Annotated in this window: 26 protein-coding genes; 18 read left to right on the top strand and 8 right to left on the bottom strand. The window is 66.5% G+C overall.

The genetic code is table 11. From position 1 onward, the window contains the following. Window positions 1–16 precede the first annotated feature (16 nt). Together DT343_RS14260 and DT343_RS14265 are read left to right on the top strand one after the other, a co-directional pair. Window positions 17–811 (top strand): tyrosine-protein phosphatase, encoded by a 795-nt coding sequence (locus DT343_RS14260; RefSeq protein ID WP_112863382.1) that lies wholly within the window; start codon window positions 17–19, stop codon window positions 809–811. Beyond that, entirely contained in the window at window positions 808–2,121 is a 1,314-nt protein-coding gene (locus DT343_RS14265; protein ID WP_112863383.1) for an anthranilate synthase component I family protein, read from the top strand. Before DT343_RS14260 ends, DT343_RS14265 begins: the two co-directional genes overlap by 4 nt. Here the strand turns inward: DT343_RS14265 and DT343_RS14270 are convergent. The 3 genes from DT343_RS14270 to DT343_RS14280 are packed head-to-tail and all read right to left on the bottom strand — an operon-like array spanning window position 2,118 to window position 3,624. After that, on the bottom strand, window positions 2,118–2,669 hold the full coding sequence (locus DT343_RS14270; RefSeq protein ID WP_112863384.1) for a TadE/TadG family type IV pilus assembly protein: 552 nt from the start codon (window positions 2,667–2,669) through the stop codon (window positions 2,118–2,120). The two genes, DT343_RS14265 and DT343_RS14270, sit on opposite strands and share 4 nt — an antisense overlap. Then, complete coding sequence (locus DT343_RS14275) at window positions 2,659–3,204, bottom strand: TadE/TadG family type IV pilus assembly protein (RefSeq protein ID WP_017506152.1); 546 nt, start codon at window positions 3,202–3,204, stop codon at window positions 2,659–2,661. Before DT343_RS14275 ends, DT343_RS14270 begins: the two co-directional genes overlap by 11 nt. A 9-nt stretch (window positions 3,205–3,213) precedes the next feature. Continuing rightward, on the bottom strand, window positions 3,214–3,624 hold the full coding sequence (locus tag DT343_RS14280) for a pilus assembly protein N-terminal domain-containing protein (RefSeq protein WP_112863385.1): 411 nt from the start codon (window positions 3,622–3,624) through the stop codon (window positions 3,214–3,216). Between the two features lie 237 nt (window positions 3,625–3,861). On the opposite strand from DT343_RS14280, the gene DT343_RS14285 reads away from it, so the two are divergent. From DT343_RS14285 to DT343_RS14325, 9 genes are all read left to right on the top strand, one after another. Then, window positions 3,862–4,038 carry a Flp family type IVb pilin gene (locus DT343_RS14285; protein ID WP_112863386.1) on the top strand — a complete coding sequence of 59 codons (177 nt, stop codon included), beginning with the start codon at window positions 3,862–3,864 and terminating at the stop codon, window positions 4,036–4,038. 132 nt (window positions 4,039–4,170) lie between these two features. Next, window positions 4,171–4,689: an A24 family peptidase gene (locus DT343_RS14290; protein ID WP_112863826.1), complete on the top strand. Its 519-nt coding sequence runs from the start codon at window positions 4,171–4,173 to the stop codon at window positions 4,687–4,689. Window positions 4,690–4,808: 119 nt separating this feature from the next. Further along, complete coding sequence (gene cpaB, locus DT343_RS14295) at window positions 4,809–5,726, top strand: Flp pilus assembly protein CpaB (protein WP_112863387.1); 918 nt, start codon at window positions 4,809–4,811, stop codon at window positions 5,724–5,726. A gap of 11 nt (window positions 5,727–5,737) precedes the next feature. Continuing rightward, complete coding sequence (locus tag DT343_RS14300; protein ID WP_112863388.1) at window positions 5,738–7,273, top strand: type II and III secretion system protein family protein; 1,536 nt, start codon at window positions 5,738–5,740, stop codon at window positions 7,271–7,273. Window positions 7,274–7,281: 8 nt separating this feature from the next. Next, on the top strand, window positions 7,282–7,959 hold the full coding sequence (locus DT343_RS14305) for a CpaD family pilus assembly protein (RefSeq protein ID WP_112863389.1): 678 nt from the start codon (window positions 7,282–7,284) through the stop codon (window positions 7,957–7,959). Window positions 7,960–7,962: 3 nt separating this feature from the next. Next, window positions 7,963–9,525 carry an AAA family ATPase gene (locus DT343_RS14310; protein ID WP_112863390.1) on the top strand — a complete coding sequence of 521 codons (1,563 nt, stop codon included), beginning with the start codon at window positions 7,963–7,965 and terminating at the stop codon, window positions 9,523–9,525. Between the two features lie 3 nt (window positions 9,526–9,528). Beyond that, window positions 9,529–11,181 (top strand): CpaF family protein, encoded by a 1,653-nt coding sequence (locus tag DT343_RS14315; RefSeq protein ID WP_112863391.1) that lies wholly within the window; start codon window positions 9,529–9,531, stop codon window positions 11,179–11,181. Window positions 11,182–11,187: 6 nt separating this feature from the next. Next, window positions 11,188–12,165 (top strand): type II secretion system F family protein, encoded by a 978-nt coding sequence (locus DT343_RS14320; RefSeq protein WP_112863392.1) that lies wholly within the window; start codon window positions 11,188–11,190, stop codon window positions 12,163–12,165. Between the two features lie 10 nt (window positions 12,166–12,175). Next, entirely contained in the window at window positions 12,176–13,156 is a 981-nt protein-coding gene (locus tag DT343_RS14325) for a type II secretion system F family protein (RefSeq protein ID WP_112863393.1), read from the top strand. Here DT343_RS14325 and DT343_RS14330 read toward each other — a convergent pair. Next, window positions 13,153–13,587: an SRPBCC domain-containing protein gene (locus DT343_RS14330; protein WP_112863394.1), complete on the bottom strand. Its 435-nt coding sequence runs from the start codon at window positions 13,585–13,587 to the stop codon at window positions 13,153–13,155. The genes DT343_RS14325 and DT343_RS14330 overlap by 4 nt on opposite strands. A 46-nt stretch (window positions 13,588–13,633) precedes the next feature. Continuing rightward, window positions 13,634–13,990 carry a hypothetical protein gene (locus DT343_RS14335; RefSeq protein WP_112863395.1) on the bottom strand — a complete coding sequence of 119 codons (357 nt, stop codon included), beginning with the start codon at window positions 13,988–13,990 and terminating at the stop codon, window positions 13,634–13,636. A gap of 90 nt (window positions 13,991–14,080) precedes the next feature. On the opposite strand from DT343_RS14335, the gene DT343_RS14340 reads away from it, so the two are divergent. Together DT343_RS14340 and DT343_RS14345 are read left to right on the top strand one after the other, a co-directional pair. Next, window positions 14,081–15,382: an amidohydrolase gene (locus tag DT343_RS14340; RefSeq protein WP_220116726.1), complete on the top strand. Its 1,302-nt coding sequence runs from the start codon at window positions 14,081–14,083 to the stop codon at window positions 15,380–15,382. Window positions 15,383–15,411: 29 nt separating this feature from the next. Next, entirely contained in the window at window positions 15,412–16,269 is an 858-nt protein-coding gene (locus tag DT343_RS14345) for a CPBP family intramembrane glutamic endopeptidase (RefSeq protein WP_181669202.1), read from the top strand. Window positions 16,270–16,316: 47 nt separating this feature from the next. Here the strand turns inward: DT343_RS14345 and dapE are convergent, their stop codons facing one another. After that, window positions 16,317–17,552 (bottom strand): succinyl-diaminopimelate desuccinylase, encoded by a 1,236-nt coding sequence (gene dapE / locus DT343_RS14350; RefSeq protein WP_112863397.1) that lies wholly within the window; start codon window positions 17,550–17,552, stop codon window positions 16,317–16,319. 81 nt (window positions 17,553–17,633) lie between these two features. Between dapE and DT343_RS14355 the strand changes: the two genes are divergently transcribed. Further along, on the top strand, window positions 17,634–18,923 hold the full coding sequence (locus tag DT343_RS14355; protein ID WP_220116821.1) for an MFS transporter: 1,290 nt from the start codon (window positions 17,634–17,636) through the stop codon (window positions 18,921–18,923). Between the two features lie 82 nt (window positions 18,924–19,005). Here DT343_RS14355 and DT343_RS14360 read toward each other — a convergent pair whose 3' ends face one another. Next, the gene (locus tag DT343_RS14360; protein WP_045810652.1) at window positions 19,006–20,031 is read right to left on the bottom strand and encodes a 2'-deoxycytidine 5'-triphosphate deaminase; all 1,026 of its coding nucleotides are present in this window, start codon (window positions 20,029–20,031) and stop codon (window positions 19,006–19,008) included. Between the two features lie 81 nt (window positions 20,032–20,112). Between DT343_RS14360 and apaG the strand changes: the two genes are divergently transcribed. Further along, the gene (gene apaG / locus DT343_RS14365) at window positions 20,113–20,520 is read left to right on the top strand and encodes a Co2+/Mg2+ efflux protein ApaG (protein ID WP_112863398.1); all 408 of its coding nucleotides are present in this window, start codon (window positions 20,113–20,115) and stop codon (window positions 20,518–20,520) included. A 216-nt stretch (window positions 20,521–20,736) separates the two neighbouring features. Here apaG and gcrA read toward each other — a convergent pair whose 3' ends face one another. Then, window positions 20,737–21,273, bottom strand: coding sequence for a cell cycle sigma 70 cofactor GcrA (gcrA, locus tag DT343_RS14370; protein ID WP_017506617.1), 537 nt, complete (start codon window positions 21,271–21,273; stop codon window positions 20,737–20,739). A 230-nt stretch (window positions 21,274–21,503) separates the two neighbouring features. Between gcrA and DT343_RS14375 the strand changes: the two genes are divergently transcribed. Genes DT343_RS14375 through DT343_RS14385 form a run of 3 tightly spaced genes read left to right on the top strand, consistent with a single transcriptional unit; the run spans window position 21,504 to window position 23,908 of the window. Continuing rightward, window positions 21,504–22,334: an ABC transporter permease gene (locus DT343_RS14375; RefSeq protein ID WP_112863829.1), complete on the top strand. Its 831-nt coding sequence runs from the start codon at window positions 21,504–21,506 to the stop codon at window positions 22,332–22,334. A 42-nt stretch (window positions 22,335–22,376) separates the two neighbouring features. Beyond that, a complete protein-coding gene (locus DT343_RS14380) occupies window positions 22,377–23,387 on the top strand; it encodes a M28 family metallopeptidase (protein ID WP_112863399.1) in 1,011 nt (336 codons plus the stop codon). After that, a complete protein-coding gene (locus DT343_RS14385; protein ID WP_112863400.1) occupies window positions 23,384–23,908 on the top strand; it encodes a YcxB family protein in 525 nt (174 codons plus the stop codon). The genes DT343_RS14380 and DT343_RS14385 overlap by 4 nt, the downstream gene beginning before the upstream one ends.

Raw genomic sequence — 23,908 nt, forward strand, 5'->3', positions numbered from 1 at the left:
GGCTAGAAACGCGGTCATGACCGACCGCCTTCACGCCTTCGAGGCCATCGACAACTTTCGCGACTACGGCGACTACGCCACAGCGGCCGGGCGGCGCGTAAAGCCCGGCCGTCTGTTGCGTTCGGCCCACCACGCTCGCGCCAGCGAGGCGGACCTGGAGCGGCTGAAGGCGCTGGACATCGGGGCCGTGGTCGATCTGCGCCGACCCAGCGAGCGCCGCGACCAGCCGTCGCGCCGGCCTGAAGGCTTCAGCGGGCAGATCATCGAAGGCGGCGTGGACGACGGGGCGGAGGCGCCGCACATCACCTTTCTGAAGACCGCCGACCTGACGCCGGACTCCGGGCGGCGCTTCATGACCCAGACCTATCGCAGCCTGCCGTTCGACGCCTCGCATCAGGACGTGTTCGGCCGCTATTTCCAGGCCCTGGCGGATCAGGCCGAAACTTCTCGAAATCGGGCGGTGGTGATCCATTGCGCGGCCGGCAAGGACCGGACGGGCTTTCTCGCCGCCCTGACTCACCATCTGCTGGGTGTGTCGCGCGACGATATGGTCGAGGACTATCTGCTGACCAACACCGCCGTCGACCTGGCGGGTCGGGCGCCCGGTATCGCCAGACAGCTGCACAGGATGACGGGCCGGGTCGCGTCGGACGACGCGATCGTCGCCTTCCTGGGGGTCGAGGCCGCCTATCTGGAAGCCGCCTTCGCCGAGGTCGAGGCGCGGCACGGATCGGTGGACGCCTATCTGAAGGAGGCGCTGGGCGTGGATGCGGCGCGGCGTGATCGGATCGTGGAGCGGCTGACCGCGTGAGCGAGGTATTCAGCCACACCGTCACGCGCGAGGCGCCTTGGGTCGATCCGGTCGAGGTGGCGGCGGGTCTCGGCGGCGGCGACGGCGCGTTAGCCCTGCTGTCGGACGGCGGGCCGGGCGGTCGCTGGTCTCACGTCGCCCAGGCGCCGGACGTGGTCCGGGTCGGACCGGTGGATGACGCCGCGCCGTTCCAGGCGCTGCGGGATCCGCTGTTTGCCGCCGGTGTTGTCGGTCTGGCCGCCTATGACGCAGGCGCCCGGCCGGCCACCGGACGGCGCGAGACGGTCTGGCCCGATCTGATGCTGGCCCGCTATCCCGCCATGCTGAGCTTCGATCATCAACGGCGCTCAGTGTGCGCCACGGGAAGAGGCGCGACGGCGGAGAAGGCGACGGCGGCTGCCGAGCGGGCTCTGACCTGGCTGGGCACGGCCGCGCCGGTCGTGACCCCCTCCGCGCCGGCCGAGCGGTTCGAGGCCGAGGAGCCGGCGAGCGCCTATCGCGACGCCGTCGCGGATGTGGTGGAGCGCATCGCGGCGGGGGAGTTGTTCCAGGCCAATATCGCCCGGGCCTGGTCCGGCGCGCTGAGGCTCGGCCGCGATCCGTTTGAGGTCTTTCTGCGGCTGCAAAAGGAGCGGGCATCGCCGTTCGGGGCCTATTGGCGGATCGGTGATCGGGCGCTGGTGTCGAACTCCCCCGAACTGTTTCTCGCCTTCGATCAGACGGACCGCTGCATCGAGGCCCGGCCGATCAAGGGGACGCGGCCTCGTGCGGACGAGCCGCGAGAGGATGCGGCCATGGCGGACGAACTGAGCGGCAGCGCCAAGGATCGCGCCGAGAACCTGATGATCGTGGACCTGATGCGCAACGACCTGGCCCGCGTGTCGCAGCCCGGATCAGTCAAGGTCGAGGCGCTTTTTGAAGTCGAACGCCATCCCACGGTGCATCACCTGGTTTCCACCGTCACCTCGACGGCGCGGCCCGGCGTCGGCCCGGCCGAGCTGCTGGAGGCGACCTTTCCGCCGGGATCGATCACCGGCGCGCCGAAGCATCAGGCGATGAAGGTGATCGCGGCGCACGAAGCGCCGCGCGGTCCCTGGTGCGGGTCGTTGTTCCTCATCGGCGACGACGGCGCGATGACGGCATCCGTCCTTATCCGCACGGCCGGTTTCGAGCTGACACACGACGTCTGGCGTTATCGCACCTTGGCCGGCGCCGGCATCGTCGCGGACAGCGATCCGGCCGCCGAGGAGGCTGAAACGGACGCGAAGATCTCGGCGCTGCGACAGGCGCTGGTTGGGTTGTCAGCCTAGCAGTCGGAACAGACGATCAAATCTGTCGTGCGAGGACGCAGATAAGCCATGCGCTTGAACCGCGTGGCGGCGGGCGCGATCTGATCGAAGGGCGAGTCGAAGTCGTAGTTGGCCTCGGCGATGATGACCGACTCCCCTTGGGCCAACATGTCGTCGGGCACCTTGGCTTCCGCCACCGTGAGCTTGCTTGCGATGCCTTTCCCGATGCTCCAGTCCACCCGGTAGGTGGTGGCGTTGACGCGGCTGACGCTGCTGACCCTCTGCGTCAGGGTGGTGGTGGCGAAGGGGGCCATGATGACGTCGCCGATCGCGAAAACGTCCTCGATCTGGCTCTTGACGAACTTGTCGTTCTGAGAGGTCAGGTCAGCGACCATGGCTGCGACGTGATCGGTGCGCTTCAAGGCCATATAGGCCTGACAGTATTCGACCATGGCGAAATACATCACGATCAGGACCGGCGCCAGAAAGGCGAATTCGATGGCGGCGACACCACGCGTATCGCGCGCCAGCCGCTTCCAGACGTAACGTTCCAGGGGCTTAGGACGCATTCCACGGCTCGTTCTGGAAGGCCGTCGCCGTGGTCAGCAGCACCTTTCCGACGCCGACGCGCGACACGGCCTGGCTGACGAAGGGCGTCGCCAGGGGGTGCACGTACCAGACGCGCACAAGGATGATGTTTCCGGGCTTGCCGCCGTCATAGATGGTCTTGGTGTCGTCGATCGCGCCGTTTGCGACTGGGTCGGTCGTGTCCGGTCGCGAGAACGCCGGGATCACCCGCACATCGACGGTCGCGCGGCTGGTGCAGTCGTTCTTGAACAGGATCATGCGATTGCACAGTTCCGTCTTGAACGCCGCCTTGTCGAAACGCCTTGCGTCCGCCTGCCCCGTGCGGATGAGGCGGCCGCTTTCCATGGTCGCCGTCTCCAGAACGGAATCCAGGATGAAGACGACCCCCAGTTCCAGGATCGAGAAGATCATCAGGAAGAAGGGGATGGCGACCATGGCGAACTCCACGGCCGCCGCGCCTTCGCGCCTTCGCTTGGAGCGCGCGGTCCGTGACTTCGACGATCTCCAGAAAGCCATCACCCGTGATCAGGGCGCGGTGGGCGCGGCGGCCGCCGATGAGGACGAGGATCGGACGCTGGGGGTGCAGGAGACACCGCAAGCCATTTCGGTGGCCTGGGCGCCGCGCCAGACCCGAACCGAGCCGGTCGAGCCGCCGGTCACCACCACTTCGCGCTGAAACAGGGTGCGGCCCACGCCGTCAACCGCGACCACTTCGGTCACGCCATAGCCCTTGCCGACGATGAACATGGTGTTGGCGTCAACCAGCGAGACGTCGGCGATCTGAGGATTACCGACGATGATGGAAGCGGCGGCCCCCCGAAGTTGAACGCGCGCCGAGCGGTCGATCTCGACATTCAGCGCGCCGTCCTGAGCGCTGGCGACGACGGGGGCTACGATCAGGGCGGCGGCGATCAGGAAGGACGGGATGCGAGACATCGGCGGCTCTTGAGAGTGGCGCGTGCAAACGCGGACGCGCGCATGATGGCGCCGTGATCCTCAACAAAGACTGAAGCGCCGGAATGGAAATTTTCTTTGGTAAATCGGGCCGTAACCAAACCTCGTAGCTCTGATTTAACGGGGGTCTGGCAGTTTGATCCTGCGTTTGGGGGTCAAGCGGGCTACCGGCTCCCCCCGCCAAGTTGCTCGCTAGACCATTTGAAAAAGGACCTACCCATGACCAAGTTCATCTCGCGCTTCGCCAAAGACGAATCGGGCGCCACCGCCATCGAATACGGCCTGATCGCCGCCCTGGTCGCCGTCGCCCTGATTACTGTGCTCGGCACCATGAGCGGCCAGCTTGAGGCAACTTTCAAGAAGGTTGAAACCGAACTCACCAAGGCCAACAGCTAAACAGCGATTTCCAGGCGTCGAGAAATCGGCGTCGAGAAATCGATGCCCAAGAACTAGGGGGTCGGAGCGTAAGCTCCGGCCCCTTCAGTTTTGGCAACCCAACCTTAAGTCCTATCAGCCATGATCGGCGTCATGGACATTCTGCTGCTCATTCTGCTTGGCGTGTTTCCCGCCCTGGTGATCGTCGGGGGGCTGCACGACCTCATCACCATGAAGATCCCGAACTGGATCTCTCTGGCCTTGGTCGGGGCCTTCTTCCCCATCGCCTTTCTGGTCGGGGCGGCGCCGATGGATGTCGCCATCCACTCCGGGGTCGGCTTCGCGGCCTTGCTGGTCGGGATGGGCATGTTCGCCGCCGGCTGGATCGGCGGAGGCGACGCCAAGCTGCTGGCGGCCAGCTGTCTTTGGATGGGCGTCAGCGGGCTGGCGCCGTTCCTGATCTGGACGGGCCTGGCCGGCGGCGCCTTCTGTCTGCTGCTGATGACCGCGCGTCAGTATTTTCCAATGGTCGCCCCGTCTGTGTCGCAAGGGTGGGTCATCAATCTGATGCAGCCCAAGGGGGATATCCCTTATGGCGTCGCCATCGCCATCGGCGCCCTGCTGGCGCTCCCAGAGAGCGGCTTGCTGCTGACCTTCGCGTCGGGTCGCTGAAGCCTGAATTGACGGGCTTTCGGGGCGCTTAGGAAGCGTTAACCCGCAAGGCCCATGATCGTTAACGGTAGGCGTCGGGGGATGAATCCGAAACAGAGCGCCCGCTGGAGACATCCTGGATGAAGCCCGCCCGCATCGTCGTCATCTGCATCGCCGCCGTCTCGGCTATTGGCCTGGCCCTCGTGGTCCGCGCCATGGGATCGTCGTCGAACGAGCCGGCCGCACCCGCCGCCGCCGCTCCGGTCGAAGTCCGGCCCATGGCCAAGGTGCTGGTCGCAGCCAAGGATCTGGAACCCGGCAAGCGTCTGGTGGAGGCTGACCTCGAATGGAAGGATTGGCCCGTCGATGAGGTCAATCCGATCTTCATCACCGACGGCACGACGCCGGTCCCGGCAAAGCCTGTCGCGGAAAATGCGACCGAGAAGGCGACCGACGCCGTCGCCCGTGTCGCCAAGGCGGCGACGGAACTGGCCACCACCGGCGCCAAGTCCGACTATATCGGCTCGGTGGTCCGCGAACCCATTCTGGCCGGTGAGCCGATCGTGTCGCGCAAGATCGTGCGCGCCGGCGACAGCGGCTATCTGGCCGCCTATCTTGAACCGGGCATGCGGGCGATGGCCATCGCCGTCACGGTGGAATCCGCAGCCGGCGGGTTCATCCTGCCGGGCGATCGGGTCGACGTGGTGCTGACCGCCGAAACCAGCCGCAACGGCGCCGTCGAGGGCGCGACCCGGTCCAAGTTCGCCTCGGGCGTCGTGCTGCAAAACATCAAGGTTCTGGCTATCGACCAGGCGACCCGCGTCGGCGACGACGCCCAGGCCGTGGTCGGCGCGACTGCGACGCTTGAAGTCCGACCGCAGGATTCCGTCTTGCTGGCCCAGGCCAAGTCAGAGGGCGAGCTGTCCCTGTCCCTGCGCTCCTATGCCGATACCGCAGGGCCGTCCGGCGCCACGCGCCGCCCCGTTGCGGCCGTGTCCCAACCCAAGGCCGTGCGCATCTATCGCGGCGGCGCGCCCGAAGTGGTGGCCGTGCCATGAGAGCTGAACCGATGCGTCGACCCATGATGCGCAAGGCCGCCGTCGCCGCCGCCTGCGCCCTGCTCGCCACCCTGACCGCCGCGCCCGTCGGCGTCGCCCAGACGAGAGCCGCCGTTTCCACGGGCGCGGCGCAGCGCCTGATTAATCTGCCGCGCGGAACCTCCTTCGCCGTCGACCTGCCCGCCGATGCGCGCGACGTCATCGTCTCCAATCCGCAGGTGGCCGAGGCCATGCTGCATTCGCCACGCCGCATCACCGTCATCGGCATCGCGCCGGGCGAAACCGACGCCGTGTTTCTGGACGGAGCCGGTCGCACGATCCTGAGCCTTCGGGTGCGGGTGGATGCGGGCACCAGCGCGCTTCAGGATACACTCGACCGCATGATCCCCGGCGGCGGCGTCAAGGCCGAGGCCGTCAACGACAGCATCATCCTGAGCGGGGTCGCCGAGAATCCGGCCCAATCGACCCAAGCCAGCCGCATCGCCGCGGCCTTCGTCTCGGCGCCGGACAAGGTTCTGAACCTGATCACCGTGCCGGGCTCCGACCAGGTGACCCTGAAGGTCCGCGTGGTCGAGGTGCAGCGCAACGTCATCAAACAGCTAGGCTTCGATACCTCGGCGGTCGTCGGGCGGTTGGGCGACGCCCAATGGATGCTGGGCAATGCCGCGACCTGGGGCGTCAACAGCGCCCTGCTGGGCGGGATCAGCGCAGGGACAGGCATCGACACGACGAAGAACTACCAGATGGAGCGGCCGTGCGTGGGGCCGGGCTGGCAGCCCGGCGCATTGTGCCCGTTTACGGTCAACGGGCCCCAGGACTCCCCGAACTGGGACACCGCGCAGCCCGGCACCGGCCCTGGTTCGGATGGGTTGAACAAGGGCGAGGCCATGTTGAAGGCCTTCGAGCGCGTCGGTCTGCTGCGGACCTTGGCCGAGCCAAACCTGACCTCCGTCAACGGCGAGGCGGCCAGCTTCCTGGCGGGAGGCGAATTCCCCGTTCCGGCCAGCCGCGACGCGATGGGGCAGATCACCGTTCAGTATAAGCCCTATGGCGTGGGCCTGGCCTTCCGTCCGGTCGTGCTGTCGGGCGGTCGCATCAGCCTGCAGGTCAAGGTCGAGGTATCGGAACTGACGTCGCAGGGCGGCCTGACGATCGGTGCGGGCACGGCTTCGTCCATCACCCTGCCGGGCCTGACGGTTCGCCGCAGCGAGAACACCATCGAAATTCCCTCCGGCGGATCGATGATGATCGCTGGCCTGCTGCAGCAAAACAGCCGCCAGGCGATCGACTCCCTGCCCGGCGTGACCAATCTGCCGGTGCTGGGCCAGCTGTTCCGCTCGCGCGACTATCTGATGGGCGAGACCGAGCTGGTCGTCATCGTCGAACCCTATATCGTCAGTCCGACCTCGCCGTCGCGGATGCAGACGCCGGCGGACGGCCTGCGCATCGCCAGCGACAGTCAGACTACTCTCTTTGGCCAGTTGAACCAGGTCTATGGGCTGCCGAATGCGCCCCCGGCCGGTTCGGTCGGCTATGTGATCGAGTGAGCACATCCATGACTCGCACCCTGATTGCCACGCTTCTGACGACCACGGCCCTGGCGCTGGGCGCCTGTATCGGCGGCCCCGCCAGCTTGGGCGGCGAGCCGCCGCTGACGCCGACTTCGCGCTATCAGCTTCAGGTCGAGCCTGATCTGGACCGGATCGCCCTGGCCGTGCACGACACCGGCTTGTCGCCGGCGCAGAACGGGGCTTTGCAGGCCTTGGTCGGGCGCTATCGCTACGTCGACGCCGTGCCGATGGTCATCGAGGCCCCGGCCGGAGACGATCCCGTCGCGCTGAAAACGGCGTATGACATCAAATCGTCTCTCGCGGCCTACGGCGTCGCGCCTGAGCGCATAACCTTGGTCAGCTATGCGGCGCCGGATCCGCGCGCGCCGGTCGTTGTCGGCTATCAGACGATCCGCGCCGCCGTGCCGCGTTGTGGAACGACCTGGGGCAATCTGAGCCGTACCGGCGACAACCAGTCGGCCTCCAACTTCGGTTGCGCGGTCACCGCTAATCTCGCCGCCCAGATTGAGGACCCGCGCGACATTCAAAGGCCGCGCACGATGACGCCCGCCGACGCCGGGCGCCGCACCGTGGTGCTCGATCTCTATCGCGGCGGCAAGCCGACATCGGCGGAAGCCGAAAGGCTGATCCGGGAAACCGCCGTGTCGCGTGCGGTGAACTGACCCATGAGCACCGCCCCCGCCCCTCGCGACTTCGACACCTTCGACGACGCGTTCGATGTCGACATGGAGTTCGCTGCGCCGATCGATGAGATGGCCGCCGCGCGCTCGCCGCTTCAGTTCACCGCACCGCCGGCGGAGCCGTCGCCGACTGCCCCACCCGCGCCGCTGGCGCCGGTTCCTGTCGCGCCCGCCTATGCACCCGAAGCCGCGGGCTTCAATCCGGTCGGCGACGTGGTGGCCCAGGCACAGGCCAGCCTGGTGGAGACGGGTCTGGCTTTCACCGGCCTGGCCCCGGCCAGCAACATCGGCGAAGTGTCGGTGCCGCGCATCGCCATCCACGTCTTCGCCGAACGCCAGGACACCCTGGCCTCGGCCGAGCGCGCGGCCCAGGATCGCCGACTGTCGCGCGCCACGACCCAGATCCGCATCGGCGGCGTCGCTGCGGCCGTCGAGACCTATCAGCATGAGCCGACGCCGCCGCTGATCATCGTCGAATGCCTGAAAGACCCCCAGACCCTGCTGTGGGAGGTCGACCAGCTGGCCGAGGTCTGCGACGCCGGCACCAAGGTCATTGTGGTGGGGGCGACCAACGACATCATCCTGTTCCGCGAACTGATGCGGCGCGGGGTCAGCGAATATCTGGTCGCGCCCTTGCAGCCGCTGCAACTGATCGCAGCCATCGGCGGTCTGTTCAACGATCCGGCCCAGCCCTTCGTCGGTCGCACCATCGCCTTCGTCGGCGCGCGGGGCGGGGCCGGGGCCTCGGCCGTTGCGCACAACACCGCCTATGCGATTTCCGAGCGGATCGGCGCCAATACGGTGATTGTCGACTACGACCTGCCGTTCGGTACGGCGGGTCTGGATTTCAATCAGGACCCGCTGAGCGGCGTCGCCGACGCCCTGGGCCAGCCCGAGCGGCTGGATTCGACGCTGCTGGACCGGATGATGGTCCGCTGCACCGACAAGCTGAGCCTGTTTGCGGCGCCCGCCAGCCTGGATACGGACTGGGACATCTCGACCGAGGCGTTCGAAGAGGTCACCAACCAGATCCGCGCCACGGCGCCCTTCGTCGTGCTGGACCTTCCGCATCTGTGGTCGCCGTGGATGCGCCGCACCCTGATCAGCGCCGATGAGGTGGTGGTCGTGGCGACGCCGGATCTGGCGTCCCTGCGCAACGCCAAGAACATGATCGATCTGATCCGTCAGGGCCGCCCCAATGACGCGCCGCCGCGCCTGGTGCTGAACCAGGTCGGGGTGCCAGGTCGTCCCGAGATTCCGGCCAAGGACTTCGGCGCTGCGCTTGGCGTGCATCCCAGCCTGATCATTCCGTTCGACGCCAAGACCTTTGGCGCCGCCGCCAACAACGGCCAGATGATCCTGGACGCCGGCGCGAAGACCAAGTCGGCCGAGGCCTTCCAGACCCTGGCCCAGATCGTCTCGCGGCGCGAACTGCCGATGGTGGCGGGACCCAAGGCCAAGCCGGGCAAGGCCGGCAAGGCGGAGAAGGCCAAGCCGGCGGATGGGGCGTCGAAATCCCTGTTCGCCAATATGTTCAGGAAGCGCTGACGGATGTTCGGCAAACGCACAGGTCAGCCCGGCGCCGCGCCCGCGCCTTTGCGTCCGGCCCCGACCCCGCCGCCCGCAGCCGGCGAACCTGTGTCGGCGTTCAGTATGGAGGCGGCGGCCCCTGCGATGGCGAAGGCGGCCAAGGCGCCGGCCTATGCCTATGCCGACGAAGACCTGGAACTGGCGGCTGACGCCTTCGACCGCGCGTCTGCGCCGGCTCAGCCCGCGCCGGTGGATCGGCTGGACGCCCTGGCCTCGCGACCCAAGCCCGCGCCGGAGGCTCCGCGCCCGACCGGCAACGTCGCCGGAGCCGGACCCAAGGCCACGGCGGGTCTTGAACAGCTGAAGAAGGCCCAGGCGGTCGCCGAGATCGTCCGGGAACAGAGCGACTACTATCACGCCACGAAGACGACGATCTTCAATGCCTTGATGAACACCATCGACCTGGCCCAGCTGGCGCATCTGGACCAGAAGGCGGCGTCGGAAGAGATACGCGACATCGTCGCCGAACTGGTGGCGATCAAGAACGTCTCCATGTCGGTCGCCGAGCAGGAGCATCTGGTTCAGGACATCGTCAACGACGTCCTGGGCTATGGTCCGCTGGAGCCGCTGTTGAGCCGCGACGACATCGCCGACATCATGGTCAATGGCGCAGGCCGGGTCTTCATCGAGGTCGCGGGCAAGGTCCAGCTGACCAATGTCCGCTTCCGCGACAACACCCAGCTGATGAATATCTGCCAGCGGATCGTGAGCCAGGTCGGCCGGCGCGTGGACGAAAGCAGCCCCATCTGCGACGCCCGTCTGCCGGACGGCTCACGCGTCAACGTCATCGCTCCGCCGCTGGCCATCGACGGCCCGACGCTGACGATCCGGAAGTTCAAGAAAGACAAGCTGACGATGAAGAATCTGGTGGAGTACGCCTCCATCAGTCCCGAGGGCGCGCGCGTGCTCGGCGTCATCGGCGCCTCGCGATGCAATCTGGTCATCTCGGGCGGCACCGGCTCGGGCAAGACGACCCTGCTGAACACCCTGACGGCCTTCATCGACCCGACCGAGCGGGTCATCACCTGCGAGGACGCCGCCGAGCTGCAACTGCAGCAGCCGCACGTGGTCCGCCTGGAAACCCGCCCGCCGAACATGGAAGGCCAAGGCACAATCACGATGCGGGATCTGGTCAAGAACTGCCTGCGGATGCGTCCCGAGCGGATCATCGTCGGCGAGGTGCGCGGACCCGAGGCGTTCGACCTGTTGCAGGCCATGAACACGGGCCACGACGGCTCGATGGGCACGCTGCACGCCAACTCCCCGCGTGAAGCCATCAGCCGGATGGAGTCCATGATCACCATGGGCGGCTACGGCCTGCCGTCCAAGACGATCCGCGAGATGATCGTCGGCTCGGTCGATGTCATCATCCAGGCCGCTCGCCTGCGCGACGGCTCGCGCCGCATCACCCACATCACCGAGGTCGTGGGCCTGGAAGGCGATGTGATCGTGACGCAGGACCTATTCGTCTACGACATCACCGGCGAGGACGAGAACGGCAAGATCATCGGCCGTCACCGCTCGACCGGCATCGCCCGGCCCCGCTTCTGGGACCGCGCCCGATACTACGGGCTGGAGCGCGAATTGGCCGACGCCCTGGACGCGGCGGAGTAGGGCGCGATGCTGCCGATCCTCGCCGCCGTTCTGGCCTTCATCACCATCGGCGGGCTCGGCTGGGTCTTTGTCGGTGGTGACGACTCCTCGGCCCAGGCCGTCAAGCGCGCCCAGAGTCTGGGCGAGGGCAAGAAGAACCCTGCGCTCGCCCGCAAGGCCGCCGCCGCCAATACGCCGGAGGCGCGGCGCAAACAGATCCTTCTCCAGCTTCAGGACGCGGACCGGCGCGAGCGCAAGGCGCGCACCACCCTGTCGTCGCGCCTGAAACAGGCGGGCCTGAGCCTGAGCGTGCGCACCTTCTACATCGTCTCGGCCGTGGTCGGGGTTGTGACCGGGCTGGGTGCCCTTGTGTTCGGCCTGCCGATCCTCGTCGTCTTGGGGATCGCGCTGATCTTCGGTCTGGGGCTGCCGCGCTGGGTCGTGGGCTTCCTCGGCAAGTCGCGGATGAAGAAGTTCTCACTGGAGTTCCCCAACGCCGTCGACGTCATCGTGCGCGGCATCAAGTCGGGCCTGCCGGTCCACGAGTGTTTCAAGATCATCGCCCGCGAAAGCCCGGCGCCGCTGGGCCCGGAGTTCCAGAGGCTGGTCGAGGGTCTGGGGGTGGGGCTGACCCTGGAGCAGGCGCTGGAGAAGATGTACGGCCGGATGCCGACGTCCGAACTGCGCTTCTTCACCATCGTCATCGCCATCCAGCAAAAGACCGGCGGCAACCTGGCTGAGGCGCTGGGCAACCTGTCGACGGTGCTGCGCGCCCGGCGGATGATGGGCGAGAAGATCAAGGCCCTGTCGTCCGAAGCCCTGGCCTCGGCCGGCATCATCGCTTCCCTGCCGCCTGCGGTCATGACGATGGTCATGTTCACAACCCCGTCCTACATGATGCCGCTGTTCACCGACTTCCGCGGCAACTTCCTGCTGTTGATCGCGGTCTGCCTGATGGCGACCGGCATCTTCGTCATGAAGCGCATGATCTCGTTCAAGTTCTGAGGCCGGGACCATGGAAGGCTTTATCCGCTTCGTCACCGACCCGCAGAACCTGCTCAGCATCGGCGTGGGCGTGCTGGTCTTCGCGACCGTCATGACCCTGCTGTCGTCGATGACGGGCGGGGTGAAGCTGGACAAGCGCATGAAGGCGGTCGCCGAACGCCGCGACGATCTGAAACGCCGCTCGCGCGCCAGCATGGCCGCAGGGCAAGGGGCGCTGCGTCACACCGACGACGGGTTCAAGAAGCGGATCGTGGATCGGCTGAACCTGACCAAGCTGCTGGAAGATCCCAAGGTCGCCGGCCAGATGGTGCAGGCCGGCTATCGCGGGCCGCGCCCGCTGACGACCTTCTACTTTTTCCGCTTCGCCTCGCCCTTCATCTTCATGATCGTGGCGGCCTTCTATCTGTTCGTCCTCAAGGTTGTGGACTGGCCGACGATGAACAAGGTGACCGCGACCATGGCGGCGGCGGTCGCCGGCTTTTATGCGCCGAACCTGTATCTGAAGAACCGGATCGACAAGCGTCGCGCCTCGATTATGCAGGCCTTCCCCGACGCGCTGGACCTTCTGCTGATCTGCGTCGAAGCGGGCATGTCCATCGAGGCGGCGATCACCAAGGTGAGTCAGGAAATGGGCCCGTCGTCGATCGATCTGGCCGAGGAACTGTCGCTGCTGTCGGCGGAACTCAGCTATCTGCCCGACCGTCGCGTGGCCTATGAGAATCTGGGCAAACGCACCAACCATCCGGGTGTGAAGTCGGTCGCGACCGCCATGACGCAGGCCGAGACCTATGGCACGCCGCTGGCCACCGCCTTGCGCGTCATGGCCAAGGAAAACCGCGACCTGCGCATGTCCGCCGCCGAGAAGAAGGCGGCGGCCCTGCCGGCCAAACTGACCGTGCCGATGATCCTGTTCTTCCTGCCGGTCCTGTTCATCGTCATCCTGGGCCCGGCGATCTTGAACGTCATCGACATGATGAAGGACGGGCGTTAGGCGCGCTCGGCCGCCGCCTTCAGACCCTCGGCGGCCTTTTCGAACGCGGCCTTGATCGCCGGACGGTGCTTGTCGTGGAACAGCTCGCCGCGAATGCCTGAAAAACGGATGCCGATGGCGACGATGCAGTTGCCTGGGGCCAACTCCTCGATCTGGATGTAGCGCAGGCTCTGGAACAGGAATCCGCGCCGTTCGGCCCAGACCAGACGCGCGCGCGGCTGCCACTCCACCACCTGGGCCGCCGACTGGCGTTCGGCCATGTCGGGCCAGGCCTCGGTCATGGTCAGACGGCCGCCATAGGCGATGGCGCCCTCGACGTCCTTGTCGATCGGGTTCCAGGCGCCCCAGCCGGACAGGTCGGCGACCAGGTCCCAGATGCGGTCCGAGGTCGCCTGAACGCCGACGCGTTTTTCGATGCGAGTGTCATCCATGGTTTCGCTCTGACACGGCTGGCTCCCGGAAGAAAGGCGCCGAGGCTCAGTCGGCCGCTTCGATCCGCTTCAACCGCCGTCCGTCGTCCAGCCCCAGCCGCGTCTTGACCTCGAACAGGTCCGCGCCGGCCGGAATGATCAGCAGCTTCTTGGGCTGGGCCGTGTTGACGGCGACGACGGCGCCCTTGGGACAGATGTCGAAACAGTCGGCGCCGACGACCGTCAGCTCGCCCTTGCGACCTTGTTTGCCCTTCTTCAGATGCAGATATTTTCTCAGCGCCTTCTTCAGCGTCAGATCGCCCCCGGGGCCGAAGCCGCCGTCCAGCTTTTTCGAACATTTGCGGCAGACCAGAACGACGTCGCGCCATTCGGTCTTTGCGCTCTTGAAGGCTTTCTCACCCATGCGGACAGAAATCGCCGTTCGCGACGGCTTGCACAAGCGGGTGCGGCGCCGTCACCTGTCGTCGGGCTGAAAATTTCACGGGACCTTCACATGCGCCGATTGTTCGCCGCCTCCACAATGGCGCTGTTGCTCGCCGCCGGCGCCGCTCAGGCTCAGGTCGATACGGCCAGCGTGGACGCCGCCGTGCAGCGCGTCATGCCAGAGGTCGTGGCCTGGCGGCGCGACTTCCACCAGCATCCCGAACTGGGCTTCGCCGAGACCCGCTCGGCCGGCGTGATCGCCGACCATCTGCGATCGCTGGGGCTGGAGGTCCGCACCGGGGTCGGCAAGACGGGGGTGATCGGCGTGCTGCGCGGCGCACGGCCGGGCCGGACGGTGGCTCTTCGCGCCGACATGGACGCCCTGCCGGTGCAGGAGGCGACGGGCCTGGCCTTCGCCTCCACCGCCACCGGGACCTATATGAGCAATACGGTTCCGGTGGCCCACGCCTGCGGCCACGACATGCATATGGCCATGCTGATGGGCGCAGCCGAGGTGCTTGCGGGGATGAAGGACCGGATCGCCGGCACGGTGGTCTTCGTCTTCCAGCCGGCCGAGGAGGGCGCGCCTCCGGGAGAGCCCAAGGGTGGGGCGGCCCTGATGATCGCCGAAGGGGCGCTGAACGATCCCAAGCCCGAGGCCATCTTCGGCCTGCACGTCGTGCCGGGCCGTCCGGGCAGCGTCTTCTATCGGCCGGAAGGGTTCATGGCCGCCTCGGACCGCGTGGATATCCGCCTGAAGGGCAAGCAGACGCACGGCGCCTGGCCCTGGCGCGGGGTCGATGTGATTGCGGTGGCGGGCCAGGTGGTCGAGACGGTCAACACGCTGACGGCGCGCACGGTCGATCCGACCACGACCCCGACCGTCTTCACCATCGCCACGATCAACGCCGGCGTCCGCTACAACATCATCCCCGACAGCGCGACGCTGTCGGGCACCCTGCGCACCTTCGATACGGCCCAGCGCGACGCCTTGGTCGCCCGAGCCGAGACCGCCATCGACCATGTCGCAGAGGCCTACGGCGCCACCGCCGAGTTCGGCGTCAAACAGAACGCCGCCCTGGTCTTCAACGACCCCGGCCTGTCCGCCTGGCTGGCCCCGGTCCTGACCGAGGCGGCGGGCGAGGGGAACGTCAACCCCGCCACGCCCCCGACCACGGTGGCCGAGGACTTCAGCTATTTCCAGCAGGTCATCCCCGGCGTCTTCTACCATCTCGGGGCCAGTCCCGACGGCGTCGATCCCGCGACCTCCGCGCCCAACCATTCGCCGGAGTTTTCCCCGAACGAGAAGGTCTTGCCGCTGGGGGTGAAGACGCACGTGCTGACGGCGTTGCGGTTTCTGGAGCGGAACTGAGCGCTCTCATGATTGCGCGTAGGTTATCGTTGGCGTTCGCTGTTGCGCTGGCGGTGTTGAGCTACTGGTTCATGATATCAGCTCCGGGCGTCGTAGACCCGGAGTTCGCCAGCACAATCTATGTGTTCTTTGCATTAGCCCTGACCGCCATCTTCGGACTGGCGTTTCTGGCGCTGCGTGTCGCTACGGCGGGCTCGCAAATTTATTGGGTTCCGGGCCTAGGCTCTCAACAGGTCGGTCGTATCGCGCTTCTGATTGCTACAGCGCTTGCAATCCATCTGTGCGTGAGTTGGTTTTTTGACCTTCAGGGGCGCCTGGATGAAACGGCGGGCGTCGTCGGTCTTATCGTGTGGACGACGGTTCCTGCAGTTTTTCTGACTTGCGGTCTTGTGTCGTGGCCGGCGCGATTGAAATCCGCGTCCAAGGTCAGGATCGTCGCCGTAGGTGTAGCGTCATTCGGCATTGCGGTGGCCATAAGCTATTTAAAGTTCGCCCATGCACCGGAAGAATACGGCATCCCGCCACTCAACAAGCTCTTGATCCAGCTTGCGGGATTGGTCGCTGCCGCTTCTGCGGAAGAAGTCGTCTTTCGAATTCTGCTGCTTACAGCATTGCTAAGTCTGACGCGATCTCGGTTCAACTCCGTCTTTTTGTCTAGCGTGTTTTTTGGACTTACTCACGCGCCGCTTGCTCTCATGCATCCCGTTGTACACGCGGATTGGCCGATGCTGGCCTATGCAGCCCAGAGCTATCTGCCGGAATTTCTGATGCAGACCCTGTTTGGATTGTTCTTGGGGGTCATCTGGCTGCGAACCGGCTCAATCGTCCTCATTGTCGCAACTCACGCCATAATGAATGTGGGACCGAGTCTGCTCAGCGGCTTCTGATCATTGTCGGCATTGGCGGAAAATCTCGGCATCACCATCAGGCGTCGTTACATTCGCTCGAACACCGTCTCGATCACCCGGCGATAGACGGCCGTCAGGGTCTCCAGCTCCGCCGTCGGCACGCGTTCGTCGATCTGGTGCATGGTCTGGCCGACCAGGCCCAGTTCCAGCACCGGGCACAGGGCGCGGATGAAGCGGGCGTCGGAGGTGCCGCCGGTGGTGGAGGCTTCGGGGCGGCGGCCCGCCACGGCCTCGACCGCGTCCTGAACCGCCTCCACGAAGGCGCCCGGCTCGGTCAGGAAGGCCTCGCCCGAGCACAGGTGCTCCAGAGTGATCTGAAGTCCGGTCTCGGCCTGCATGGCCCCGGCCTCGCGGTTCAGCCAGTCGATCAGGGCGTCGCCGGTGTGGCTGGGGTTGAAGCGGATGTTCAGCCGCGCCGTCGCTTGGGCCGGGATGATGTTGGTGGCCGGATTGCCGATGTCGATGGTGGTGATTTCGAGGTTCGACGGGGGGAAGGCCACGCTCAAGCAGTCCCGCTCCGCGAGCGGGACGCTAGCGTCAAAAGAAGGATAGCCTTCATCCAGGACGTGATCGTTCAGGCGGGCCATCAGCTTCGCGATCACCGGGGCCGGGTTGGCGGCGCGCTCGGGATAGGCGACGTGACCCTGTTTGCCTTGGACGGTAATCCAGGTGTTCAGCGAGCCGCGCCGCCCGACCTTGATCATGTCGCCCAGCTGTTGCGACGACGAGGGTTCGCCGACGACGCAGGCGTCGATGATCTCGCCCTCGGCGGCCAGGGCCTCGACCACCCGTTTTGTGCCGTGCAGCGCCGGGCCTTCCTCGTCGCCGGTGATCAGGAAGGAGAGGGAGCCGGCGGGTTCACCGTCTGCGATGACCTGGGACACGGCGGCGACCCAGGCGGCGATCCCGCCCTTCATGTCCACCGCGCCGCGACCGTACAGGACGCCGTCCTTGACCTCAGCCTTGAAGGGTTGCGACGACCACTGATCCGACGGGCCGGTCGGGACCACGTCCGTATGGCCGGCGAAACAGAGGTTGGGCGAGGCGGTCCCGCGTCGCGCATACAGGTTCTCGATCCGCGCATGGACGCCTTGCCCGCCTGGTCCCTCGAAGGCCAGCCGGCGGCAGGTGAAGCCCAGCGCCGTCAGATGCTGCTCCAGCACATCCATCGCCCCTTCGTCGGCGGGCGTGACGGACGGGATGCGGATCAGGTCGCGGGTCAGTTCGACAGGATCGATAACGGGAGTTGATGCGCGGCTCATGCGGCTATGCTTTAGGGATAATCCGCGTCTGCGAGAAGACGGTGTGCTGCTGCCGAAGCCGAGACCTTGACCACAGAATCCATCGCTGCCGGCCCCGCCGCCCCGCCCGTTCCGCCGTCTCCGTCATCTGGGGGGCCAGAAGGCCCGTCCAGCCCCTGGGGCATTCGCGACTTCCGCCTGTTGTGGTTCGGCCGCGTGGTGGCGGTGCTGGCGATCCAGATCCAGTCGTCGGCCCTGTTGTGGCAGGTCTATGAGATCGCCCGGCGGGATCATCCGATCGAGGAGGCCAGCCTGTATCTGGGGCTGGTGGGGCTGTGTCAGTTCCTGCCGTTGCTGGCCTTCACCCTGCCGGCCGGGGCGATGGCGGATCGGCGCGACAGAAAGCGCACGGTGTGGATCTCGATCCTGGTCGAGGCGGCCTGCGCGGGGTCGTTCCTGGCCATGGCCCTGCATGGAAACCCGCCGCTGTGGGGTCTGTTGGCGGTCGCGGCCCTGTTCGGCGCGGCGCGGGCGTTCCTGGCGCCGGCCAGCCAGGCGTTTCTGCCGATGGTGGTGGGGCGCAAAGCTCTGCCGCCGGCCATCGCGGCCCAGTCCATCGCGTTTCAGACCGGGGCCATCGCCGGCCCGGCCCTGGGCGGGGTGATCGTGGGGGTGAACGTGCCCCTGGCCTATGCGGTGTCGTTGGGCATGTTTCTGCTGGCCGTCGCCGCCTTCATCATGATCCGCACCAGCGGGAGACCTGCGCCTCAAGCCAATCCGCTGTCGCCGGTGGATTCGGTCAAAGAGGGGCTGGCCTATGTCTGGAAGACCAAGATCGTGCTGGGCGCCATTTCGCTGGATCTGGTGGTGGTGCTGCTGGCGGGCGTGGCGCTGCTGACGCCGATTTTCGCGCGCGACATCCTGCATGTCGGACCGCAAGGGTTCGGCCTGTTGCGGGCGTCGTTCGGCGTGGGGGCCATGGTCATGGCTATCTATCTGAGCCGCTATCCGATCCGTCAGAACGGCGGGCGCTGGATGTTCGCGGCGGTGGCGGTGTTCGGCCTGTGCACCATCACCTTCGGCCTGTCGCGCATCGTCTGGCTGTCGGGCCTGGCCCTGTTCATTGGCGGGGCGGCGGACATGATCAGCGTCAATGTGCGCCAGACCCTGATCCAGCTGGCCACGCCCGATCACATGCGCGGCCGGGTGTCGTCGGTGTCCATGCTGTTCATCGGCGCCTCGAACGAACTGGGCGAGGCCTATTCCGGCGTCATGGTCCGGCTGCTGGGCGCGGTCGGCGCGGCCGTGTTCGGCGGGTTCGGCGCCCTGGCCGCGACCGGGGCCTGGGCGACGATGTTCCCGGGGCTGAGGAAGGCGGACAAGCTCACTTGAGTGGCGAGTATCGCGTGACGAGTGGCGAGGACGATAGCGAACGGCTCGTCACTCGCCACTGACTACTCGCCACTCGGCGCGATCACCACGCCTTGAAGTGCTTCGACAGCTTCAGGCCCTGGTTCTGATAGTGGCTGCCGCTTTCGCCATACAGGCGGCTGGGGCGTTCGGTCAGGGGCTCGTAAACCAGGCGGGCGACGATCTGGCCGTGTTCCAGCAGGAACGGCGTGTCGTGGGTGCGGACTTCCAGCACGCCTTTCGAGCCCGCGCCATGCGCCTCGTCAGTGCCGAAGCCGGGGTCGAAGAAGCCGGCGTAGTGGACGCGGAACTCGCCGACCGACGGATCGATGGGAGTCATCTCGGCGGCCTGATCGACCGGGATTTCGACGTCGTCGGACGAGGCCAGGATGTAGAACTCGCCCGGATCCAGCAGCAGTTCCCCGCGACGAAGGCTCAGCGGCTCCCAGAAGTCGCGCGGGTCGTGGCCGTCGATATGGTCCAGATCGACCACGCCCGCATGGCGACGCCCGCGGAAGCCGACGATGTCGCCGCCCTGCAGATCGACGCCGACCGAGCGGGTCTCCAGCTTGGGCGGATCGCCGGCCTTGAGCCGCAGCTGGTTCAGGCGCGTGCCGGGACGGACGAGGATGGAGAAGGTCTGGGGCGCGACTTCCATATAGAGGGGGCCGTCATAGCCTTCGGCCACATCATCGAAGCTGGCGCCCTGATCGGTCAGCAGACGCACGAAAACATCGACGCGGCCGGTCGAGCTTTTCGGATTGGCGCGGGCGATCAACCCTTTCGGCAGTTTCAGCCGCTCCTGAAGGCGCACGATATAGACGCAGCCCTTTTCCAGCACGACGCCGGCCTCGGTGATCTCGATGGCGTGCATGGCCACGTCGGCGATGCGGTCCTCGACCTTGCGTCGGCCGGGCAGGAAGGAGGCGCGCACGCGCCAGGCCTGATCCGACAGCCGCAGGTCCAGGCTGGCCGGCTGGACCTGGTCGTGGTCGAAGGGCGTGTCGGACGTGACGGCGCCGGCGGCGATCAGCGTCTCGATGGACTGGGCGGGCAGGATGCCGGGACGGGGCGCTTGGAAGGAGCTCATGGCGTCTGTCTCACACGGTTTTCACGACTTGTCTCCAAGTCGCGCTTGCAGCCCGCGCGCGGCGGGGCGAGCATATAGCCCATGCACGATGGTCCTGCCTATACCGCCGAGACGAACGGCATCCTGATCCGGGTGCGGCCCAGCTATCTGGCGGGCCAGTCGGATCCCGACGAAGGCCGCTGGGTCTGGGCCTACCAGATCGAGATCGTGAACCTGACGGGATCGACGGTGCAGCTGATGGCGCGTCGCTGGACCATCACCGACGGCCACGGCCATGTCGAAGAGGTGCGCGGTCCCGGCGTCGTCGGCGAACAGCCGGTGATCGAACCGGGCGGCAGCTACGCCTACGCCTCGGGCTGTCCGCTGGGCACCGACAGCGGTTCGATGGTGGGCGCCTACTATATGACGGATGCGAACGGGCGCAGTTTCGAGGCGCAGATTCCGGCGTTTTCGCTGGATACGCCGGATGCGCGGCGGGTGCTGAACTGATCGGAGGGCGGATGGGGCTGCGTCAACCCGGATGAACCGCAGCCCCGCCCCTGAAGTCTCGCCGGCCGCTTGCGCGAACCGGCGAGGGGGAAGTCGGCTCCATAAGGAGCATCTTTTTGGCGCTACGTTCGCGACGCGGTCGCTCGCGACTTGAGCGCATTCGTGCGCCCTGCGCGAAGCGCCGCGCTCAAGCAGCGCGAAGCGCGATAGCGCTCCTTAGATGTAACGACGCAGGCTGCGAGCCAGATCGGAACCGCTTTCCTTGGAGCCGCGACGGACTTGCGGTTGGTAGGCGACACGGGCGTGTTCGACGCAATAGACGCCTTCCGACGAGCGGCGGCCGCAGAAGCTGAACTCGCGCGACGACGGGTCGCCGATCGGCCATTTGCACATGTGGGCGCCCAGGGTCATCACGGTCGCCGTGCCCGGCAAGTCCGGGATCGGGGCGGGGACGGGGGCTGCGGGTTCGACCGGCTTGGGCTGGACGGCTTCCAGACGGCGCGGAGCCGAAGGTTGCTGCGCCGGAGCGGCCGGCGCCGGGCGCGGACGCGCGGTGCGGAAGGTCGCGGCGACGGTGCGCGCCGGTTGCGACGGGGCGGCCCGGCCCGACAGGCCCAGACGGTGCACCTTGCCGATCACGGCGTTGCGGGTGACCCCGCCGCCCAGTTGTTTGGCGATCTGGCTCGCGGACTGGCCCTCAAGCCAGAGCTTCTTTAGCGCGCCTACGCGGTCGTCGGTCCAGCCTGCGGTCATGCCACCCTCCAGCGAGTTTGGATTCAATATCTAGGTCCAGGCTCCCCCTCCGGGGTCTTGACCTACAACTAATCGTAAACCAGCCGTTAAGAGACGCAAGATGTGCGAATCATCCTGTCCACAGAAACCAGATATTGAATCATCGTTAAGGTTAAGGCGGCGCCGTCGTTTTCGGGACGATCTCGCCTGATCTCTTGCGAAGCGCGGCGGTCGAGCGCATCTGGCGGGCCATGACCGATACGCCCGATCTGATCTCCACCCGGCCTGCCGGCCTGCCGCAGCCGCGTCGCTATCCGGGGATCAACTGGATCGGGGTGCAGACCCTGTATCTGCGCGAAGTGCGGCGCTTCTGGAAGGTGGGCGCCCAGACGGTGGCGGCGCCAGTGGTCACGACGCTACTCTATATGCTGGTGTTCGTGGTGGCGCTTCAGAATGCGCGGCCGCCGCTGCACGGCACGCCATTCGCCCTGTTCGTCGCGCCCGGCCTGATCATGATGGCCATGTTGAACAATGCCTTCGCCAACGCCTCGTCCAGCCTGATCCAGGCCAAGATCATGGGTACCGCGACCGACTTCCTGACCCCGCCGCTCAGCCCGCTTGAGCTGACGCTGGGCTTTACGCTGGGCGCCGCGACGCGCGGCCTGGCGGTCGGTCTGGTGACGGCGATCTGCGTGCTGCCGTTCGCGCCGCTGGGGATCGCCAACATCCTCGCCATCGTCTGGTTCGCCCTGGCCGCCTGTTTCATCATGGGCATGACCGGGGTGCTGGCGGGGCTGTGGAGCGAGAAGTTCGACCACCTGTCCGCGGTCCAGAACTTCATCGTCATGCCGATGACCTTCCTGTCGGGGACCTTCTATCTGGTCGAGAACCTGCCTGAGCCGTTCCGGGCGCTGAGCCGCTACAACCCCTTCTTCTATCTGATCGACGGCTTCCGTTACGGCTTCATCGGCCATGCCGAGAGCAATCTGACGGTCGGCGTCATAGGGTCGGCCGTGCTGATGGCCGTCATGGGCGTGTTCTGCTGGCTGGTGTTCCGCTCGGGCTGGCGTCTTAAGAGCTAGATCGCTACCTGTTGCGGATCGCTCCCCCGAGAGGTCCGCTTCATGCTGTTTCGTTCGCTCGTCGCCGCCACGGCCCTGTTCGCCGCCACATCCGCTTTTGGTCCCGCCTTCGCTCAGGAAGCGACGCCCCAGGCCGGCGACCGCCCCGACATCGCCGCCGGCGCCGCCCAGTTCATCAAGCCCACCAACGCCGAGCGGACCCAGGTTCTGGTCGGTTTCCTGACGACGCTGGGCTTCACGCCCGAAATCCAGACCTTCGAGGGCGGCAACCAGGCCACCGGCCCGATGGAAGGCGCCAATGTCGTCGTCACGGTGGGCGAGGGCGACAAGGACATCGTCCTGACCGCCCACTATGACGCGGTGAAGCTGCGCGACGGAACCCTATCGCAGGGCATCGTCGACAACGTCGGCTCGGTCATGGCGATGATGGAGGCGGCCAAGACGCTGGACATGGCGCTGGAAGGCCAGCCGGTCGCCCACCGCTTCGTCTTCGTCTTCACCGACCAGGAAGAGTTGGGCCTTCTGGGCGCCAAGGCCTTCCTTGAGAAACACGGCAAGGACCGGATCGCCGCCGTCATCAACGCCGATGTCGCCGCCTATGGCCAGACGGTCATGTATGGCGAGAACAATGGGCCGCAGTCGGCCTTCGTGCTGGAGACGCTGCGCGGCCTGTGCGCCGAACGCGGCTTCGACTGCATGCCCTATCCGACTTATCCGCCCAGCGACGACCGCGCCTTCTCGGCCGCGGGCGTGCCGGTGGTGTCGATGGGCACTCAGGATGCGGTCGGCGCCCACCAGATGTGGCTGGCCTTCAACGGCGGCAAGGACACCGGCCTGAAGGAGGGCTTCGTCCCGCCCGTCTTCCAGCGCATCCACTCGACCGAGGACAAGCTGTCGTATCTGAAGGGCGTCGACGTCGCCCGTTTCGGCCTGTTCATCGCCGACCTGGGCCTGGCCCTGGACAAGAAGCTGGTCGAAATCCAGGCCAAGGACGCAGCGGTCGCCGCTGAGACGGCGCCTGCTGCGCCGGCCACCACGCCCGGCGGCGTGTGACGACGGTCATCGAGGTTCGCGGCGTCCAGCCGACGCCGAAGGAAGGTCGGGCGGCCGTCAAGGCGTGGCCCGTCGTCCGGCGCTGGGCGAACCTGCCCGTCTTGTTCCTCGGCGGCGCCATGCTGGCGACCATCGCCCTCTGCCTCGGCCTGCCTTTGGAGCGGATCGGCTGGATCGTTGGCCTGCAGTTGGTCGGGCTGTATGGCTTTATCGGGCTGTCGGTCCTGGCGCTTTACAGGGTCATGGCGGCGGCGCGCCGGTCGCCGATCGCGCAGAGGCCAACCGACTGGCGCATCGATGACGGCGGTCTGGCGCTGTCGGGTGTGGACTTCGAAACCCGCATCGGCTGGCGCAATCTGGTCGCTGTGCTGGAGGAAAAGGATCGCCTGATCTTCGCGGCCTCGCCCAACACCAACTTCATCCTGCCCTTGCGCGTGCTGGAGACGGATCAACGGCAGGCGCTGCGTGTCTTGATCGCCGATGTGCGAGCGCGAGGCGTCCTCGGCGACGGTGTTGACTAA

The organism is Brevundimonas vesicularis (assembly GCF_900445985.1).
GTDB lineage: Bacteria > Pseudomonadota > Alphaproteobacteria > Caulobacterales > Caulobacteraceae > Brevundimonas > Brevundimonas vesicularis_D.

What these genes read in the sequence shown, in the direction of transcription:
- DT343_RS14260 (WP_112863382.1), top strand. Translation starts at nt 17, where the DNA reads ATGACCGACCGCCTTCACGCCTTCGAGGCCATCGACAACTTTCGCGAC.
- DT343_RS14270 (WP_112863384.1), bottom strand. Translation starts at nt 2,669, where the DNA reads ATGCGTCCTAAGCCCCTGGAACGTTACGTCTGGAAGCGGCTGGCGCGC.
- DT343_RS14275 (WP_017506152.1), bottom strand. Translation starts at nt 3,204, where the DNA reads ATGGCTTTCTGGAGATCGTCGAAGTCACGGACCGCGCGCTCCAAGCGA.
- DT343_RS14280 (WP_112863385.1), bottom strand. Translation starts at nt 3,624, where the DNA reads ATGTCTCGCATCCCGTCCTTCCTGATCGCCGCCGCCCTGATCGTAGCC.
- DT343_RS14285 (WP_112863386.1), top strand. Translation starts at nt 3,862, where the DNA reads ATGACCAAGTTCATCTCGCGCTTCGCCAAAGACGAATCGGGCGCCACC.
- DT343_RS14290 (WP_112863826.1), top strand. Translation starts at nt 4,171, where the DNA reads ATGGACATTCTGCTGCTCATTCTGCTTGGCGTGTTTCCCGCCCTGGTG.
- cpaB (WP_112863387.1), top strand. Translation starts at nt 4,809, where the DNA reads ATGAAGCCCGCCCGCATCGTCGTCATCTGCATCGCCGCCGTCTCGGCT.
- DT343_RS14300 (WP_112863388.1), top strand. Translation starts at nt 5,738, where the DNA reads ATGCGTCGACCCATGATGCGCAAGGCCGCCGTCGCCGCCGCCTGCGCC.
- DT343_RS14305 (WP_112863389.1), top strand. Translation starts at nt 7,282, where the DNA reads ATGACTCGCACCCTGATTGCCACGCTTCTGACGACCACGGCCCTGGCG.
- DT343_RS14310 (WP_112863390.1), top strand. Translation starts at nt 7,963, where the DNA reads ATGAGCACCGCCCCCGCCCCTCGCGACTTCGACACCTTCGACGACGCG.
- DT343_RS14315 (WP_112863391.1), top strand. Translation starts at nt 9,529, where the DNA reads ATGTTCGGCAAACGCACAGGTCAGCCCGGCGCCGCGCCCGCGCCTTTG.
- DT343_RS14320 (WP_112863392.1), top strand. Translation starts at nt 11,188, where the DNA reads ATGCTGCCGATCCTCGCCGCCGTTCTGGCCTTCATCACCATCGGCGGG.
- DT343_RS14325 (WP_112863393.1), top strand. Translation starts at nt 12,176, where the DNA reads ATGGAAGGCTTTATCCGCTTCGTCACCGACCCGCAGAACCTGCTCAGC.
- DT343_RS14330 (WP_112863394.1), bottom strand. Translation starts at nt 13,587, where the DNA reads ATGGATGACACTCGCATCGAAAAACGCGTCGGCGTTCAGGCGACCTCG.
- DT343_RS14335 (WP_112863395.1), bottom strand. Translation starts at nt 13,990, where the DNA reads ATGGGTGAGAAAGCCTTCAAGAGCGCAAAGACCGAATGGCGCGACGTC.
- DT343_RS14340 (WP_220116726.1), top strand. Translation starts at nt 14,081, where the DNA reads ATGCGCCGATTGTTCGCCGCCTCCACAATGGCGCTGTTGCTCGCCGCC.
- dapE (WP_112863397.1), bottom strand. Translation starts at nt 17,552, where the DNA reads ATGAGCCGCGCATCAACTCCCGTTATCGATCCTGTCGAACTGACCCGC.
- DT343_RS14360 (WP_045810652.1), bottom strand. Translation starts at nt 20,031, where the DNA reads ATGAGCTCCTTCCAAGCGCCCCGTCCCGGCATCCTGCCCGCCCAGTCC.
- apaG (WP_112863398.1), top strand. Translation starts at nt 20,113, where the DNA reads ATGCACGATGGTCCTGCCTATACCGCCGAGACGAACGGCATCCTGATC.
- gcrA (WP_017506617.1), bottom strand. Translation starts at nt 21,273, where the DNA reads ATGACCGCAGGCTGGACCGACGACCGCGTAGGCGCGCTAAAGAAGCTC.
- DT343_RS14375 (WP_112863829.1), top strand. Translation starts at nt 21,504, where the DNA reads ATGACCGATACGCCCGATCTGATCTCCACCCGGCCTGCCGGCCTGCCG.
- DT343_RS14380 (WP_112863399.1), top strand. Translation starts at nt 22,377, where the DNA reads ATGCTGTTTCGTTCGCTCGTCGCCGCCACGGCCCTGTTCGCCGCCACA.